Source organism: Paraliomyxa miuraensis, assembly GCF_026337845.1.
Lineage (GTDB): Bacteria > Myxococcota_A > Polyangia > Nannocystales > Nannocystaceae > Paraliomyxa > Paraliomyxa miuraensis.
This window is the reverse complement of sequence record NZ_JAOVZF010000159.1, coordinates 422,353-437,730: the sequence shown is the minus strand read 5'-3', so window position 1 is coordinate 437,730 and position 15,378 is coordinate 422,353. Positions and strand designations below refer to the sequence as shown.

The window sequence follows — 15,378 nt, the reverse complement described above, 5'->3', positions numbered from 1 at the left end:
TCACACGACCGAGGGCGCCTTTACCGCTGCGGGTCCCTCGGGCGTGGCCGGGCGATGCTCCGAGGGCCCTCGGGTGTCCGGGCGACGCTTCGGGGCGCTATGCTCGCCCGGCCCCATGGACCGCGCCCCCATCCAAGAGGTCGAGCAACGCCTGCGAGTCCTCCACCCCGACGCCCGCTACGAGCTGGACTTCGAGACTCCCTTCCACCTGCTGGTGGCCACCATCCTCGCGGCGCGCTGCACCGACGAGCGGGTCAACAAGGTCACCAAGACCCTGTTCGCCAAGTATCCCGACCCCCAGTCGATGGCCGACGCGCAGCTCGAGGACCTCGAGGAGGACGTCCGCCCCACGGGTTCCTACAAGACCAAGGCCAAGGCCATTCAGGGCGCCGCCCGCGAGCTGCTCGTCCGCTTCGGCGGGCAGGTCCCCCAGACGATGGCCGAGATGACCACCCTGCCCGGGGTGGCGCGGAAGACGGCCAACGTCGTGCTCAACATGGCGTTCGGGATCCCCTCGGGGATCATCGTCGACACCCACGTGGCGCGGGTCGGCCAGCGCATGGGCCTGACCCGCCACGACAAGGCCGAGCGCATCGAGGAGGACCTGATGCGAGCGCTCCCCAAGGACGACTGGACGCACTTTGGACCCGCGATGGTGCTGCTCGGTCGCTACGTCTGCAAGGCCCGAGCGCCCCAGTGTGCCGAGTGCCCCATGGACGACATCTGCCCCAAGCGCCCCGTGTGAGCAACCCATGAAGATGACCGACCCCCAATTCCGATTCCCCGGACAGTGGCACGACGTGCTCGCGGCCGAGCGGAGCAAGCCCTACTGGAAGCCCCTTTGCACGTTCGTCGACGGCGAGCGGGCCAAGCACCAGGTGTTTCCCCCCGAGGAGGACGTGTTCAGTGCGCTCTCGCTGACGCCCTACGAGTCGGTGCGGGTGTTGATCCTCGGCCAGGACCCCTACCACGACGATGGTCAGGCCCACGGCCTGTGCTTCTCGGTGCGCCCGGGCGTCAAGGTACCGCCCTCGCTGCGCAACATCTACAAGGAGCTCGCCGACGACCTCGGCTGCTCGATCCCCGACCATGGCAACCTCGAGGCCTGGGCCAAGCAGGGGGTGCTGCTGGTCAACGCGGTGCTCACGGTGCGCGCCCACGAGCCCAACTCGCACAAGGACAAGGGCTGGGAGAAGCTCACCGACGCGATCATCAAGGCGGTCGTTGCCAAGCCGGAGCCGGTGGTGTTCGTGCTGTGGGGAGGCTACGCCCGCAAGAAGGCCAAGCTCGTGGACACCAAGCGCCACGGCCTCATCGAGGGGGCCCACCCCTCCCCGCTCTCGGTCAAGAAGTTCATGGGCAGCCGACCGTTCTCCCAGGTCAACGACAAGCTGCGTGCGTTCGGACGCGGCGAGATCGACTGGCAGGTCCCACCGGTTCGATGAGCGAGGCGGCCGTCGTCCGCCGGCCTCCCCCCGTCCCCACCGGCCCTGCCGGCGTTCTTTCTCGCCCCGATCAGCGAAGCCGCTGGCGGAGGGAGATCAGCGCTTGCCGCAGGGGCAGCGTCCCGATCCCGCCTCGCTCGACGCGCTCGATCAAGCGATCGAGCTCGGCCAGCGCCGCGCCGCGACGAATCCGCAGCGCCGCTTCCTCGGCTTCGGAGGTGAGCACGACGATGTCGCCAGCCAGCGGCTCGTCGTCCTCGTCATCGCCCCAGTCGAGCGCCTCGCTGGCGCGGGCGAGCGTGGCTCCGACCTCCACCGGGAGCGCGGATCCGTCGTCAGCGCCCCCGCCCTCGTCCGGCGTCGGCTCGACGACGAGCTCTCGGGCCCGCAGCTCGGCCCGCAGCGCCGCGACCTCGGCCTCCAGCACCTCGACCGGACGAGCCTTGGCGGCGGCGAGCTCTCGCTCGAGCTGCTGGACCTTCCAGCGCAAGGCCTGGTTGTCGGCCAGCGACGCCTGCAGGCGCTCGGCGGCCTCGCTCGCCTCGGCCGGGATCTCGGTCACCGCGCGTGCGAGGTGATCGCGAAGCTCGGCGGCCTGCTGCTCGAGCCGCGCCTGAGCCGACTCCAGCATGTCGACCTTCTCGAGCAGCGCCTGGCGATCGATGGCCGCCAGCTCTGCCTGCCGCTGCGCCTGCAAGAGCTGCGCACGCAGGGCCACGTCGCTGCTCTGCTCGGCCGTCGGCGCATGCGCCGGCAGCTCGACCAGCGTCATGCCATCGGGGAGCACGTCGACATCCCCGAACACCGCCACGTACTCCACGAACGCGGGCGTCTGTGAGCCGAGGGTGTTGTCGAACGTTAGCGGAACCTCGTCCGCGGCGTCGCCCTCGCCCTCGTCGTCCTCACCGGCCTCGCCCTCGTCGTCCTCACCGGCCTCGCCCTCGTCGTCCTCGCCCTCGCCCTCGCCGAAGTCGATGACCGCCCCCATGACCGGCCGGTACACGCCGAAGATCCGCCCGCCGCCGATCTCGTCGAGCAGCTCCGACAACGCCGCGAATCCGGCGTCATCGTCTTCCTCGCCCGGCACCGAGCGAGCGCTCACCGCGACCGTCCGCCCCTCGGCCGCCCGCTCGATCAGCTGTTCCCTCAGGCGCGGTCCGCCCGTCGCATCGGGATGGAGCGCCGCGAGCTCGACCAGCGCCACCGCCCAGTCGCGATGCGCCACCACGTCACCAAAGGAGCTACGCGGCAAGAAGCCCGTGCCCGGTCGGGTCTGCGCCAGCTCGCGAGCGACCGCCTCGTCGGTCACCGCCATCCAGGTCCGCGCCCGAGGTGAGCGCGGAACCAAGGCGTCGACCAGGGCATCGAGCGGATCGTCCTCGTCCCGCCGGGCACGCGGGCGCTCGCGCAGCGCCGCCTCGAGGCCTGCATCCACCACCACGCGCGGCCGGTCGCGCCACAGATCTTCGAGGAACGCATAGCGAACCGCCCACCGCAGATCGTCGGTCATGGTCGAGGGCAGTCTTAGCCCGGGCCCGCCTGCCCCCGCAACGCCCGACCATCGCAGGCCCCCACCATGACCGCCATCGAGGGCCAGGCGCTGCTCTGCGACGAGCGAGCGCCGAGCTCCCCTTGCGCGCTTCCGTGCGTTGCGCCACGGTCACACGGGCCAGGGCCCCCCGTGCCGCGCGCAGAGCCACGCTGCTAGACTGCCGCGCGATCGGCCCCGTGCCCGGCCCACCGGTGCGGCCCACGGCTCGGGCCGCTGCCCCTCACTCTCCTCTGCCCGCTGCCCCCACCTCGCGAGAGGGGGCCCACGCCATGGACGACAAGCTCCGCAACAAGCTGCAAGACATCTCCGAGCGCCACGAGGAGCTGGGCGAGATGCTGTGCGCCCCCGAGGTGGTGGAGAACACGGCCCGCTTCCTGGCCGCCTCTCGCGAGCACGCCGAGCTGCGACCGGTGGCCGAGGCCTTCACCCGCTTCATGCAGGCCGAAGCCGGCCTCGCCGAGGCGCGCGAGCTGCTCGCCGATCCCGACATGCGCGAGCTGGCCGAAGACGACGTGACGCGGCTGCAGGACGAGCTGACCGGGCTCGAGTCCGAGCTCCAGCGCCTGCTGCTGCCCAAGGACCCCAACGACAGCAAGAACGTCGTGCTCGAGATCCGCGCGGGCACCGGGGGCGAGGAGGCCGCGCTGTTCGCCGCCGACCTGTGGCGCATGTACTCGCGCTACGCCGAGCGCATGGGCTGGTCGATGGACCTGATGAGCGCCAGCGAGGCCAGCGCAGGCGGCCTGCGCGAGGTCACCGGCATGATCCGCGGCAAGAACGTCTACGCCAACCTCAAGTTCGAGAGCGGGGTCCACCGAGTGCAGCGCGTGCCCGCCACCGAGTCGCAGGGCCGCATCCACACCTCGGCCGCCACCGTCGCCATCATGCCCGAGGCCGAGGAGGTCGACGTCCACGTCAGCGAGTCCGACATTCGCCTCGACGTGATGCGAGCCTCGGGGGCCGGCGGCCAGCACGTCAACACCACCGACTCCAAGGTGCGGCTCACTCACATCCCCACCGGGATCGCGGTCGAGTGCCAGCAGGAGAAGTCGCAGACCAAGAACCGAGAGATCGCCATGGTGCTGCTGCGCAGCCGCCTGCTCGACCTCGAGATCCAGAAGTACGAGGCCGAGCGCGCGGCCCAGCGCAAGTCGCAGGTCGGCTCGGGAGATCGCTCCGAGAAGGTCCGCACCTACAACTACCCGCAGGATCGGATCACCGATCACCGCATCAACCTCACTCGGCACAACCTCGGCGCCTTCATGGACGGCGACGTGGGCGACCTCATCACCGCCCTGAGGGCGTACGACGAGGCCGAGCGTCTCAGGCCGTGAAGCGCTCGTTCCAGGTGGAGATCGCCGGCCAGCGGCTGTCGATCCGCAGCGACGAGGGGCCACAGTACGTCCAGCAGCTCGCCGACTACGTCGACGCGCAGCTCCGCCAGCTCACCCAGGGGCGCCGCGCCACGCCCAGCGTGCAGCGAGTCGCGCTGCTGGTCGCCATCCAGCTCGCCGACGAGCTGTTCCGCGAGCGCGACCTCCACCGCCGCTTTCGAGCGAGGGTCTCCGACAAGCTCGCCGCGCTGCGGCAGGCGCTCGACGCCCACGAGACGCTCTTGCGAGGCATGGACGCCCCCGCCGAGGCCGACCCCGACGCGTCCACGTCCGAGGGTTGATCGCCCTCTCGCCGTCCGTTGCACGCGGGTAGTATGCTCGCGCGCCCATGGACGACGCCAAAGCGCTCGAGCACCCCCGCTCCACCGCCCTCGCTGCGCTGCTGCAGCGGGGCTTCGTGGAGCAGGTCTCCGATGCCACGGCCATCGATCAGGCCCTCGCGGAGGGCATGGTCACCTTCTACATCGGCTTCGATCCCACCGCGACCTCGCTCCACGTGGGCAACCTGGTGTGCATCATGGCCATGCGCCTGCTGCAGCAGCACGGCCACCGCCCGCTGGTCCTCATCGGCGGAGGCACCGCGCGGGTGGGCGACCCCTCGGGGCGCAGCGAGACCCGCAAGCTGCTCGACGACGCCACCCTCGAGACCCACGTGGCGGCGATCGGCCGGCAGTTCGGTCGCTTCCTCCACTTCGACGGCGGGGCCCCCAACGACGCGCTCGTGGTCGACAACCAGGACTGGCTCGCACCGCTGCGCTACATCGAGTTCCTTCGCGACATCGGCGTGCACTTCACCGTCAACCGCATGATCGCCACCAAGACCTACCGCGAGCGCATCGACAACGAGCTGCCGCTGTCGTTCTTGGAGTTCAACTACCAGCTGTTCCAGGCCTACGACTTCCTGCACCTCTACCGCGAGCACGGCTGCCGGCTGCAGCTCGGCGGGAGCGATCAGTGGGGCAACATCGTGGCCGGCGTCGAGCTCATCCGCCGGATCGGCGGCGGCGAGCACGGGCCCGCGCACTGCCTCACGTTCCCGCTGCTGACCACGGCCGACGGCCGCAAGATGGGCAAGACCGAGCGCGGCGCGGTATGGCTCGACCCCGAGCAGACCAGCCCCTTCGACTACTTCCAGTACTGGGTGTCGTGCGACGACTCCGACGTCCGCAAGCTGCTGCTCACCTTCACCGACCTCCCCGTGGAAGAGATCGATGCGCTGTGCCAGGCCGAAGGAGCCGAGCTGCGCGAGGTCAAGCAGCGGCTGGCCTTCGAGGCCACCTGCATCGCGCACGGGCGCGACGCCGCCGAACGAGCCCAGCGTGCGGCCCAGCAGGCGTTCGGTGGCGGCGACGACTGGAGCGCGGTGCCGGCCGCCCATGTCGGCGTCGAGGCCATCAAGCTCGTCGATCTCGTCACCCACGATGCCGTCAAGGCGTTCCCCTCCAAACGCCAGGCACGCCAGCGCATCGAGTCGGGAGCGGTCCGCATCGATGGCGACGTGCGCTCCGATCCCAACGAGGAGCTGCTTCCCTCGAGCTTTCCCGCCGAGGGCCTACGGCTGCAGGCCGGCAAGCGCTGTCGCTTTCGCGTGCTCGGTGGCGATCCGGTCTCGTGACCGCGCAATCGCCCAGCCAGGAACCAAATAGGCGAGCCCACCTCCCATCGGCGGTCCCCCGATCGCGGGATGGGAGGCAGGCTCATTCCCCGTAGTGTCCCGACCTGGTGGAGCGGTGCCGGCCTTGGCCACGAAGCGCCCACCCAAAACTCGTGCCCCTTGGGGGAGAGGGCCCGAAGACTCGTCGACTCGCGCCGACGAAACCGAATCTCAGGGTACCCCCTAGGAGGCGGAATGACGAATCTCCGGCCGAGATTTTCGCTCCCTCGCCGCAAGAACCACGTCGGGGCCCGATGCGAGCGCGAGACGCCATCAGTGGCGCAGGAGCGCCGCGGACTCGGCGCAGTCCCCGACACGCAGTGCATCGAGGGCACGCTCGAGCACTTCGACCCCGGCCCCGGGACGAAGCGATCCCTCCGCAAGCATCTGCCGAAAGCGCCGCGCACCATGCAGTCCATGCACGAGCCCGTGGAGGTGCCGGGTGATCGCATGTAGGCGAACCCCACGCTCGACGCTGCGACGCACGTAGGGCAGCAGCGCCCCGAGCACCGCCAAGCGCTCGGTACGCTCGTGACGAGGCGACCGCGATGGAGACCGAGCGTGGGGCTCGCAGGCAAGCCAGTCGTCGGCCGCGGCGAGCATCATCGGGTCGTCATAGGCGGCACGGCCGATCATCACCCCATCGATCCCCGCGGCCAGGTGCTCGTGGGCCTGCTGCAGCGTGGTGATGCCTCCGTTGATCTCGATGCGCAGGGAAGGGTGCTCGGCCTTGAGTCGATGAACCCACGCGTGGCGCAGGGGAGGCACGGTGCGGTTTTGCTTGGGGGAGAGCCCGCGTAGCCAGGCCTTGCGCGCATGCACGATCACGCGGTCGGCTCCGGCCGTGGCCACGCAGCGCACGAAGCGGTCGACGTCCTCGTAGCGATCGAACTCGTCGACCCCCAGGCGATGCTTGACCGTCACCGGCAGCGAGCTCGACGCCCGCATCGCCTCCACGCAGGCCGCCACGCGCTCGGGGTCCTTCATCAGCACCACGCCGAAGGCTCCGTGCTGCACCCGCGGCGACGGGCAGCCACAGTTGAGATCGAGCTCGTCGTAGCCGAGCGAGGTCGCCAGCGCCGCGGCCTCGGCCAGGCGCTCGGGGTCGTCGCCCCCGAGCTGCAGCGCCAGGGGCTTCTCCAGCGGATCGAAGGCCAGCACGTGCTCGCGGTCTGGTCCGAGCGCCGCCGCCACCGAGGTCATCTCGGTGTAGAGCAGCGTGCTGCGAGTGACCGCCCGCATCACCACGCGAAAGTGGCGATCGGTGCGGTCGACCATCGGAGCGACCGACAGCGGGCGAGCCGGACCTCGGCTCACTTCGGACCAAAGAGCATGAACAGCACGAAGAAGATGACGAGCCCGGCGACGACGTAGGAGAGGAACGCGGTCCCTCTCGTCTTCTTGGCCAGGTCGGCATTCTCCTTGGTCATCTGCGCCATGCGCTTGTTCATCTCCTCGAGCTGCGCGGTGAGACCCTTGAAGACGTCGGCGGTCTCACTGGCGCTGGCAGCCTCGGGCTGATTCCGCAAGCGCTCCTCGATGAGAGCCAAGCTGCGCACGATGGCATCGGATGCCGGGTCGATCGTGGCGGCAGCTGGCGCGACCACGGGCTCCGGCTTCGCCTCGGGCTCCGGCTTGGCTTCCACCTTCGCCTCGGGCTCCGGCTTGGCGTCCACCTTCGCCTCGGGCTCCGGCTCGGCGTCCACCTTCGCCTCGGGCTCCGGCTCGGCGTCCACCTTCGCCTCGGGCGCTGGCTCGGCGTCCACCTTCGCCTCGGGCTCCGGCTCCGGCGGCGTCGCTTCGAGCACCGGCTTCGACTCGGGCTCGGGCTTGGCCTTGGGCTCCGGCATCGCTTCCAGCTTTGCCGCGGGCTCCGGCTCCGGATCCAGATCGCTCAGGTCCAGGTCGAGTTCCGGCTGGGGCGCGACCTTCGGCTCCGGCTTGGGCGTGACCCTCGGCTCCGGCTTGGCCGTGACCTTCGACTCCGGCCTGGCCGTGACCTTCGACTCCGGCTTCCGAGTGAGCCTCGACTCGGGCTTCGAGGTGATCTTCGAATCCTGCCTCGTCCTGACCCGCGACTCCGGTCGCGCCGTGACCCGCGACTCCGGTCGCGCCGTGACCTTCGACTCCGGTCGCGCTGCGACCTTCGGCTCCGGCTTCGGCTCGGGCTTCGGCTCCGGCTTCGGATCCGGCTTCGGATCCGGCTTGAGCTCGTCGAACAGATCATCGAGGTCGGCGCCGGTCGACGGCGGCGGAGGCACCACTGGGGTGTCGGGCTGATCGGCCTCGAGCCTGGCCTTGGTCTTGGCCTTGGCGCGGGCCTTGGCTCGCGCCTCCACGAGCGGCTCGGGCTTGGGCTCGGGCTTGGGTGTCGGCGGCGGCAGGAGCTCTTCTTCGAAGAGCTCGTCGATGTTGAGATCCTCGATCTCGGGCTCGGGCTCCGGTGGAGGAGCCGGCCGCGGCAGGTTGATGACCGTGGCCGGTGGCTTGGACGCCCGCGCCTGCTTGACGATCTCGGCCAACGAGCCGAGGTCGCTGTCGGCGTATCGCGGCAGGCGACGCACGCGGAACTCGGTGCCCGGATCCTCGAGCAGCATGGCCATGGCCTGCACGGGATCCTTGACCGAGCCGTACGACGCCATCAGCAGCCGACTCGACTTGACCACCAAGCGCGCCAGCGGGACGCCGTTGCGCAGGGTGCCGAGCGCCACGTACTGCCGAGAGATGCTCAGCACCTGCAGCACGTCGTCGATCGCGAAGGTGTCGAACGTGCCGTCGAGGACGACCTCGATGCTCGGCGGGGTGTTCTTGGCGGTCGAGGCCGCGGCCTTGGCCGCGGCGATCGAGGGCACGGGGTTGGCCTTGGGCACCGGCTTGGGCGTGGCGTTGGGCACCACGGCCGCCGGCACCGGAGGCGGCACGCTCTTGACGGGCGTCCGAGCCCGCGTGACCGGACCGCGTCCCTTGCCCGTCACCTGCACCGGCGGCGCCGCGACCACGGTGGGACGGGTCGACGGCGGCGCAGGCGGAGGCGTGGGCGCGGTGCGAAGCCCGGTGGAAGGGCCCGTCGAAGCACCAGCAGAACCGCGGGCCCCGGGAGGAGGCGTGACCGACCCCGTGGTCCGCTTGCGGGTGCGCGCCTCGGCGAGCATCTCGCGAAGCTGGCCGATGGGCTCGCTCGATGGCGTTCCCGGACGGCGCACCACCACGAAGCTCTCGCCCGGATCGTTCATCAGCTCGAGGAAGGCCTCGCGACCCGATGACCCGGTTCGAAGCGCCTGAGCCGCGAGCACCTGACCCGCCTTGAGCACGAACGTGCCGCGCGTGCCATCGCCGTCGTGGAACACCATCTCCACGGTCAAGCGCGTGACCGACAGCGCCTCGAGCACGTCGGAGAGCGGGAAGTTGGCGAACGCGCCCTGGAACAGCACGCCGGCCCGCTTCTTGTTGGCCTGGTCGTCGTCCTTGAGCGCCTGCTGGACCAGCGCGGGCAAGCGGCCGATCGGATGGGGCAGATCGTCGGGCGGGCTGGTGAGGCGCACGACCTCGAAGTGCGTGCCCGGATCCTTGAACAGGGTCCGGAACGCGCTGAGGCCCGAGGTGTTGGCGCGGTCGTCCTCGCATGCGAGCACCTGGCCCGCCTTGAGGATCATCGTCACGCGAGACTCGTCCTCGCGCATGACCTTGAACTCGACCAGCTGCCTGGTCATGTTCAAGACGTCGAGCACCTCGTCGAGGCGATGATCGGTGAAGCTGCCCGCCAAGATCGGCGTACGGCTCGGCCGCGCGGGCTCCTTCTCGAGCGCCTTGGCTTCCTCGATGAGGTCGGCGAGCAGGCCGATGGGCTCGCCCGTCGCCTCGACGTGCTGCCACACCGCGAAGCCCTGCCCGGGCTGGCGGTAGATGTTGACGAAGGCGCGCCGCCCTTCGGCCGGCGGTGCCGCCGCCCGAATGACGCGTCCCGCCTTGACCAGGAATTCGCCGCCCCGACCGCTGTCGTCGAGGACGACGCGCATGGTCTGACGGCTCAAGCCGACGACGTCGAGCACGTCGTCGATCGAGAACGAATCGAACGTCCCTTTGAGGAGCAGAGTCGGTTGCGCCACTGTCGGTCCTCAGTCTAGCGCTCAGGAGCCGTGTCGCTTCAGCTCCATGGATACCTTGCCCGCACGGGCACCCATCTTCATCGTCGTGGCGACGACGTTGTAGAGGCGCACCCACGCGTCGCGAACTTCATCGGTGAACGCATCGCCCAGACCCTGGTCGAGGGTCCAGAACAACGCATCGCCGACGGGAGCGTAGGATTCCTCCGGAATCTTGTAGAGCTGGTCGTGACGGCGGCCCATCGCGAGAACGACCAGGCAAAGGTCGTCTTCGGGCGCCACCTCGTCGCGCCACTGCTCGCTCATCCAATCCATCGACTTGACGATGAACTGGAACATGCGGATGAGCTTTTGCTTCTGTTTGTCCATCTGCTCCGGGAACAGCGAGCGGTACTCCGGCTTGAGCTCGAACAAACGGCGGTAGAACAGGTCCGCCGCAGTCGGAGCAATGGGCACCACGAGGCGCCAGCTGTTCACGATGAGCTTCTTGTCGTCGTCGGTGAGCATGTCGGAGATTCGGCGCCGGGCCAGAGGAAGATGGCGCGAGCAGGATAACCCGGTTGGTGGTCGCCGTGCGGCCTCAGATGGTACCCACGAGGGGGTCGGATGCGAAAAAATGCACGTGACGGGCTCGGGATCGCCTCGGACGGTCGCACAATGTCGGTCGAGGTTGGGCTTGGCCCGACCCCAGCACACCTGACAACCCGTTTATATATGGATGCTGCGGCCGTTGGCTGCGGTCCAAGCGCAGTCTCGACGCTCGGATTTCCAGCGTCCGCGGCGACCCTCCACTCTCGAGTCCGGGCGACGAGCGTTCAGGGTTCGCCTCACGACCGCGCACGCCCGCGAACGCATGCGCCCGGGCTCCGGCCCGATGGGATAGCCCCCCATTTAGGACTAGAGTGAGGGTCCCACTCAAACGCCCCTCGCGCCCATGAGTACCGCCCTCATCGCCAATCGGTCCCACGCCGCCTTCGAGACCATCGCCGCCGCCGTCGATGCATCCGGAACCTTCTATGGACCACCCGATGTGCGAGCCGGCGATCGCGTCGTCGTCCTGCTGGGCTACGACGACGTCGGCTCGGCCGAGGCTCGCCTGGTCACCATGGAGCTGCCCCCCGGGGCCGAGGTCCTCCTGGTCCACCCCGACTATGGCAAGGGGACGTCCTACGCCGAGACCTGTGCGCGTGCGGCGTTGCGGCTCGGCGCCACCGCCACCCTTCGGCACGCGCCGCCAGCCGAGCTGCTGCTCCGCGCCCGCAATGGCGTTCGTACCAATGGAACGCTGAATCTGGCGCTGCCGGGAGAGGTCCCGTTCGTCGCCTGGGCGGATGTCGCCAAGGCAACGCTCACATGGCTCAACGAGGGCGGTCCGCACGAAATCGTCGTGCACGGCCCCCGTCGATGCGATGGGCCTCGGCTGGCCACCGACCTCACGCGGCTCCTGGTCGAAACGCTCGATCCCCAGGTCTTTGCCCGCCTGCGCATGCGGGAGATGGATGAGGAGGGCAAGGGCTTCATCGAGGTCGAGAAGGTCGTCCGCTTCCTGACCACCATGGGCACCCCCCTCGAGGAGGCCGAGCGCCTGGTGGCCGACGCCGACAAGGACGGCGATGGCGCTATTAGCGCAGAGGACTTCACCGCCGGTCTCGACGAGCTGCTCGAGGACACGCTCGCCGGGGTGCCTCGCTCGGTCGTGTACTCCGCCCTGCCGCCGGCCATGATCCGCCAGCAGTGGGCCCAGGCGGGGGTGCCCTACCGCCGGGCCGCCGCCGAGTCCGAGCACTTGATGCAGACCGAGTCGGTGGGCCGCAAGCCCACGTGGCACGGCGATGCCGACGTGCTCGACGTGCTGCGGGACCACGCGCTGTCGTTCGTCAATCTCTTCATCCTGCCCGGTCGTGGTCTGCTGACCATGCACGAGACGTACTTCGGCGACCCCGAGTACCAGACGCTGCGATGGAGCCCCAACGACGAGCTGCTGGCCAAGCCGTGCACGGTCAGCCGCCTGCAGACCATCGAGGGCGGCGAGCTGCACACGCGCCGCAGCCAGGACGGGAGCGCGGTGGAGGCCCGCTGGGCCCTCATCGGCGAGACCGAGATGATCCCGTTCAACAAGAACGACGAGTCGCGAGCGCTCGAGCTTTGCGAGGGTCGTCTCATCGGCCTGGCCAGCCGCGGCTCGTGGGACGGCCTGCGCGGTGCGATGGGCGACCTGTTCCGCCAGCGCACGCTCAAGGCCTGGGAGCGCGCGCTGTTCCGCGAGCTGGGCACGCTGCAGCTCGATCACGCCGGCGAGGGCGAGCCCGACGAGGTCGTGTGCAGCTGCGCCGGCGTGCGCCGCAGCACCCTGCTCGAGGTCATCGAGAAGGGCTGCCGGACGCTCGCGCAGATCGTCGACCGCACCGGCGCCACCGCCATCTGCGGCGGCTGCACCCCGGTCGTCGAGGAGATGCTCGGCTCGCCCAAGCTCCACGTGGCCGAGGTCCTCAAGCTCGACAAGCCGGGCGATGGATTCGTGCGCCTCAAGGTCGTGCCGGTCGAGATTCCGCCCGTGCCCTCCAAGCCCGGCCAGCACGTGGTGCTGCAGGGGCGCATCGAGGGGCGCTGGGTCACGCGCGCCTACACCCTCATCAGCGAGGCGGGTCGCGTCGCGCCCTACGAGGTGATGGTCAAGCGCGAGGACCTGGGCCTGTTCTCCGGGTGGCTGTCGGGCACCGCCAACCGCGAGTCGCTGCTGCGGGTGTCCGAGCCCTCGGGCGAGTACTACCTGCGCGACGAGGACAAGGGACCCGTCTACATGCTCGCGGGTGGCATCGGCATCACCCCCGGCATCGCGCTGGCGCGCACGCTCGCCCACGACCCCGAGCGTCGCCGTCTGCACATCGACTGGTCGGCACGCCACAAGGAGGACTTCGTGTTCGAGGAGGAGCTCGGGGAGCTCTCGAGCATCCACGAGCACATCAGCTGGACGCGCCGCTGCACCTCCGAGGACGGCCGCCTGACCGCCGACCACGTCAAGCGCAACTACCCCTACCGGGACGGAGCCGTGGCGTTCCTGTGCGGGCCGGACCTCTTCCTCGAGACGGTGCAGAGCTACCTGCGCGCCGCGGGCTGGCCCGACGCGGCGGTGCGGGTCGAGGTGTTCAGCTCCAACGTCACCGACGACGGCGAGGTCATCGAGCCCAGGCGCGCCGCCAAGACGCTGGTGACCTCCGGGGCCAGCACCCACGTGCAGCACAGCTCGTTCTTCCTCGATCAAACCGGTCGCTGGCCGATCCTGCGCGAGGCCGAGCTGGTGCTCACGCAGCTCTACGAGGAGCGTGGCATGGGCGACGCGCTCAAGCCCCGGCTCGAGCAGGTGAGGCAGGAAATCCTGTCGACCGGCACCTATCGCCACACCACCGACGAGCTGACCTATGGGGCCCGGCTGGCGTGGCGCAACTCCTCGCGGTGCATCGGCCGGTTCTTCTGGGAGGGTCTGCAGGTCCGCGACATGCGCCACCTTCGGACCGAAGAGGAGATGTTCGAGTCGATCATCGAGCACATGAAGTACGCGACCAACGGCGGCGACCTGCTGTCGGTGATCACGATCTTCCGGCCCGGCGAGCCCACCATTCGAACCTACAACAGCCAGCTCATCCGCTATGCGGGCTACGAGCAGGCCGACGGCAGCGTCATCGGCGATCCCTCCAACGCCGAGGTCACCCGGAAGGCCATGGAGCTCGGGTGGCGCGGCGAGGGCACGCCGTTCGACATCCTGCCCATCATCCTCCAGATCGGCAACGACCCGCCCAAGTGGTTCTCGCTGCCGCGGACGCCCGAGATCTGCCTCGAGGTGGAGATCGAGCACCCCGAGTACCCATGGTTTCGCGAGCTGGGGCTGCGCTGGTACGCGCTGCCGGCGGTGTGCGAGATGGCCCTCGACCTCGGCGGCGTGCACTACCGCTGCATCCCGTTCAACGGCTTCTACATGGGCACCGAGATCGGGGCGCGCAACTTCAGCGACGAGAACCGCTACGACATGCTGCCCGTGATCGCGGACAAGCTGGGGCTCGATCGCAGCGCCGAGTACACGCTGTGGCGCGACCGGGCGCTGGTGGAGCTCAACATCGCGGTGCTCTACTCGTATCGCAAGGCCGGCATCCGCATGCAGGACCACCACTCGATGAGCAAGTACTTCTTCGAGTTCGAGGCCGCGGAGAAGGCCAAGGGTCGCGATGTCTACGGCGACTGGTCGTGGCTGGTGCCGCCGATGTCGGGCTCGCAGTCGCCGCTGTTCTTCCGCGACGACCTCAAGAACATGGTGCTCAAGCCGATGTACGGCTACCAGCACAAGCCGTGGCTGGGCGATGTGCCCGCGCCCGAGCACGAAGGGCCCGTGCCACCCTGCCCGTTCCATCAGCGGCAGGGCAAGACGGGCGGTCACTAGGGCCCCCTCTCGAGCCGCGCGCTGGCGCGAGCGCCCGCTGGTCCCGGGGTGGATCCGAAGGCTTCAGTCCGCCTCGGCGACCTGCTCGTGCGCCGCCATGGTCTGGAGGACGCGCTCGGGGTGCACGTCCTCCGCCAGCTCGCGGAGCTCGGGATCGTGCGCAGCCGCGACGTTCATCTTCTTGGCCATCTCCTGCACCAGCGTGATGACGCGAGTGATCTCGTGCTCGGCGAGCAGGCTGATCTGCAGGTCGAGGTCCGCCCGCTCCGCCGCCGCCGCCATCATGCGATTTTGGGTGATGAGGATGAAGGCGGACAGGAAGAGCGCCTCCACCGACGCCTCCATGGCCAGGCCCACGAACGAGGGATCGAACGGTGGCACGCCCGGGATCGCGCCGAGGTTGATCGTGATCCACGACCCGTAGAACACGACGTGGAGCAGAACGAACGTCATGCTCCCCGCGAAGCGGGTGATCGCGTGGGCCAGCCGCTCGGGCCAGCCGGCGCGCCGCTCGACCTCCCTGCGATGCTCGAGCAGCGCACGGATGTTGCGCTCGACCACGCGGGCCATCGAGCTGGTCTGCGGCCCCGCGGGCGGCTCGGAGGTCGGCGGCGGCCGACTCGTGGCTTGGGACATCACCGCCGGGTATCGGATCGCCTACGAGGCTCGACGTCCTCGTCCTCGAGCTCCGCCGGGTCACCCTCGGCTCTGCCGGTTCCGACGACTCGAGCGGGGCGGCCACCTCGGGTCTCCACCCACCTGCGGATCGTCTCGTGATCGATCGTTGCTCTGGCTGCG

At 69.5% G+C, this 15,378-nt stretch carries 11 protein-coding genes; 6 read left to right on the top strand and 5 right to left on the bottom strand.

The features are described 5' to 3' along the window. Positions 1–115: 115 nt before the first annotated feature. Both nth and OEB96_RS32965 read left to right on the top strand, forming a co-directional pair. Entirely contained in the window at positions 116–745 is a 630-nt protein-coding gene (nth, locus tag OEB96_RS32970) for an endonuclease III (protein ID WP_266220807.1), read from the top strand. Between the two features lie 13 nt (positions 746–758). Next, complete coding sequence (locus tag OEB96_RS32965) at positions 759–1,445, top strand: uracil-DNA glycosylase (protein WP_266220806.1); 687 nt, start codon at positions 759–761, stop codon at positions 1,443–1,445. A gap of 70 nt (positions 1,446–1,515) precedes the next feature. Here the strand turns inward: OEB96_RS32965 and OEB96_RS32960 are convergent, their stop codons facing one another. Further along, positions 1,516–2,955, bottom strand: a complete 1,440-nt coding sequence (locus tag OEB96_RS32960; protein WP_266220805.1) for a hypothetical protein — start codon at positions 2,953–2,955, stop codon at positions 1,516–1,518. A gap of 311 nt (positions 2,956–3,266) precedes the next feature. On the opposite strand from OEB96_RS32960, the gene prfA reads away from it, so the two are divergent. The 3 genes from prfA to tyrS are packed head-to-tail and all read left to right on the top strand — an operon-like array spanning position 3,267 to position 6,006. After that, positions 3,267–4,331: a peptide chain release factor 1 gene (gene prfA, locus OEB96_RS32955; RefSeq protein ID WP_266220804.1), complete on the top strand. Its 1,065-nt coding sequence runs from the start codon at positions 3,267–3,269 to the stop codon at positions 4,329–4,331. Next, the gene (locus tag OEB96_RS32950) at positions 4,328–4,672 is read left to right on the top strand and encodes a cell division protein ZapA (protein ID WP_266220803.1); all 345 of its coding nucleotides are present in this window, start codon (positions 4,328–4,330) and stop codon (positions 4,670–4,672) included. Before prfA ends, OEB96_RS32950 begins: the two co-directional genes overlap by 4 nt. A 47-nt stretch (positions 4,673–4,719) precedes the next feature. Further along, positions 4,720–6,006, top strand: a complete 1,287-nt coding sequence (gene tyrS, locus OEB96_RS32945; protein WP_266220802.1) for a tyrosine--tRNA ligase — start codon at positions 4,720–4,722, stop codon at positions 6,004–6,006. 312 nt (positions 6,007–6,318) lie between these two features. Here tyrS and dusA read toward each other — a convergent pair whose 3' ends face one another. Genes dusA through OEB96_RS32930 form a run of 3 tightly spaced genes read right to left on the bottom strand, consistent with a single transcriptional unit; the run spans position 6,319 to position 10,655 of the window. Further along, positions 6,319–7,362 carry a tRNA dihydrouridine(20/20a) synthase DusA gene (gene dusA, locus OEB96_RS32940; protein WP_266220801.1) on the bottom strand — a complete coding sequence of 348 codons (1,044 nt, stop codon included), beginning with the start codon at positions 7,360–7,362 and terminating at the stop codon, positions 6,319–6,321. Next, positions 7,359–10,151, bottom strand: coding sequence for a hypothetical protein (locus OEB96_RS32935; RefSeq protein WP_266220800.1), 2,793 nt, complete (start codon positions 10,149–10,151; stop codon positions 7,359–7,361). The genes dusA and OEB96_RS32935 overlap by 4 nt, the downstream gene beginning before the upstream one ends. Positions 10,152–10,172: 21 nt before the next feature. Then, the gene (locus OEB96_RS32930; protein WP_266220799.1) at positions 10,173–10,655 is read right to left on the bottom strand and encodes a globin domain-containing protein; all 483 of its coding nucleotides are present in this window, start codon (positions 10,653–10,655) and stop codon (positions 10,173–10,175) included. 427 nt (positions 10,656–11,082) lie between these two features. On the opposite strand from OEB96_RS32930, the gene OEB96_RS32925 reads away from it, so the two are divergent. Next, the gene (locus OEB96_RS32925; protein ID WP_266220798.1) at positions 11,083–14,580 is read left to right on the top strand and encodes a nitric oxide synthase oxygenase; all 3,498 of its coding nucleotides are present in this window, start codon (positions 11,083–11,085) and stop codon (positions 14,578–14,580) included. 63 nt (positions 14,581–14,643) lie between these two features. Here the strand turns inward: OEB96_RS32925 and OEB96_RS32920 are convergent, their stop codons facing one another. Next, positions 14,644–15,216 (bottom strand): DUF1003 domain-containing protein, encoded by a 573-nt coding sequence (locus OEB96_RS32920; protein WP_266220797.1) that lies wholly within the window; start codon positions 15,214–15,216, stop codon positions 14,644–14,646. Positions 15,217–15,378 lie beyond the last annotated feature (162 nt).

Bases quoted from the DNA above. Each gene is read 5' to 3' on its own strand.
- nth (WP_266220807.1), top strand. From the start codon at position 116: ATGGACCGCGCCCCCATCCAAGAGGTCGAGCAACGCCTGCGAGTCCTC.
- OEB96_RS32925 (WP_266220798.1), top strand. From the start codon at position 11,083: ATGAGTACCGCCCTCATCGCCAATCGGTCCCACGCCGCCTTCGAGACC.
- tyrS (WP_266220802.1), top strand. From the start codon at position 4,720: ATGGACGACGCCAAAGCGCTCGAGCACCCCCGCTCCACCGCCCTCGCT.
- OEB96_RS32965 (WP_266220806.1), top strand. From the start codon at position 759: ATGACCGACCCCCAATTCCGATTCCCCGGACAGTGGCACGACGTGCTC.
- prfA (WP_266220804.1), top strand. From the start codon at position 3,267: ATGGACGACAAGCTCCGCAACAAGCTGCAAGACATCTCCGAGCGCCAC.
- OEB96_RS32930 (WP_266220799.1), bottom strand. From the start codon at position 10,655: ATGCTCACCGACGACGACAAGAAGCTCATCGTGAACAGCTGGCGCCTC.
- OEB96_RS32960 (WP_266220805.1), bottom strand. From the start codon at position 2,955: ATGACCGACGATCTGCGGTGGGCGGTTCGCTATGCGTTCCTCGAAGAT.
- OEB96_RS32920 (WP_266220797.1), bottom strand. From the start codon at position 15,216: ATGTCCCAAGCCACGAGTCGGCCGCCGCCGACCTCCGAGCCGCCCGCG.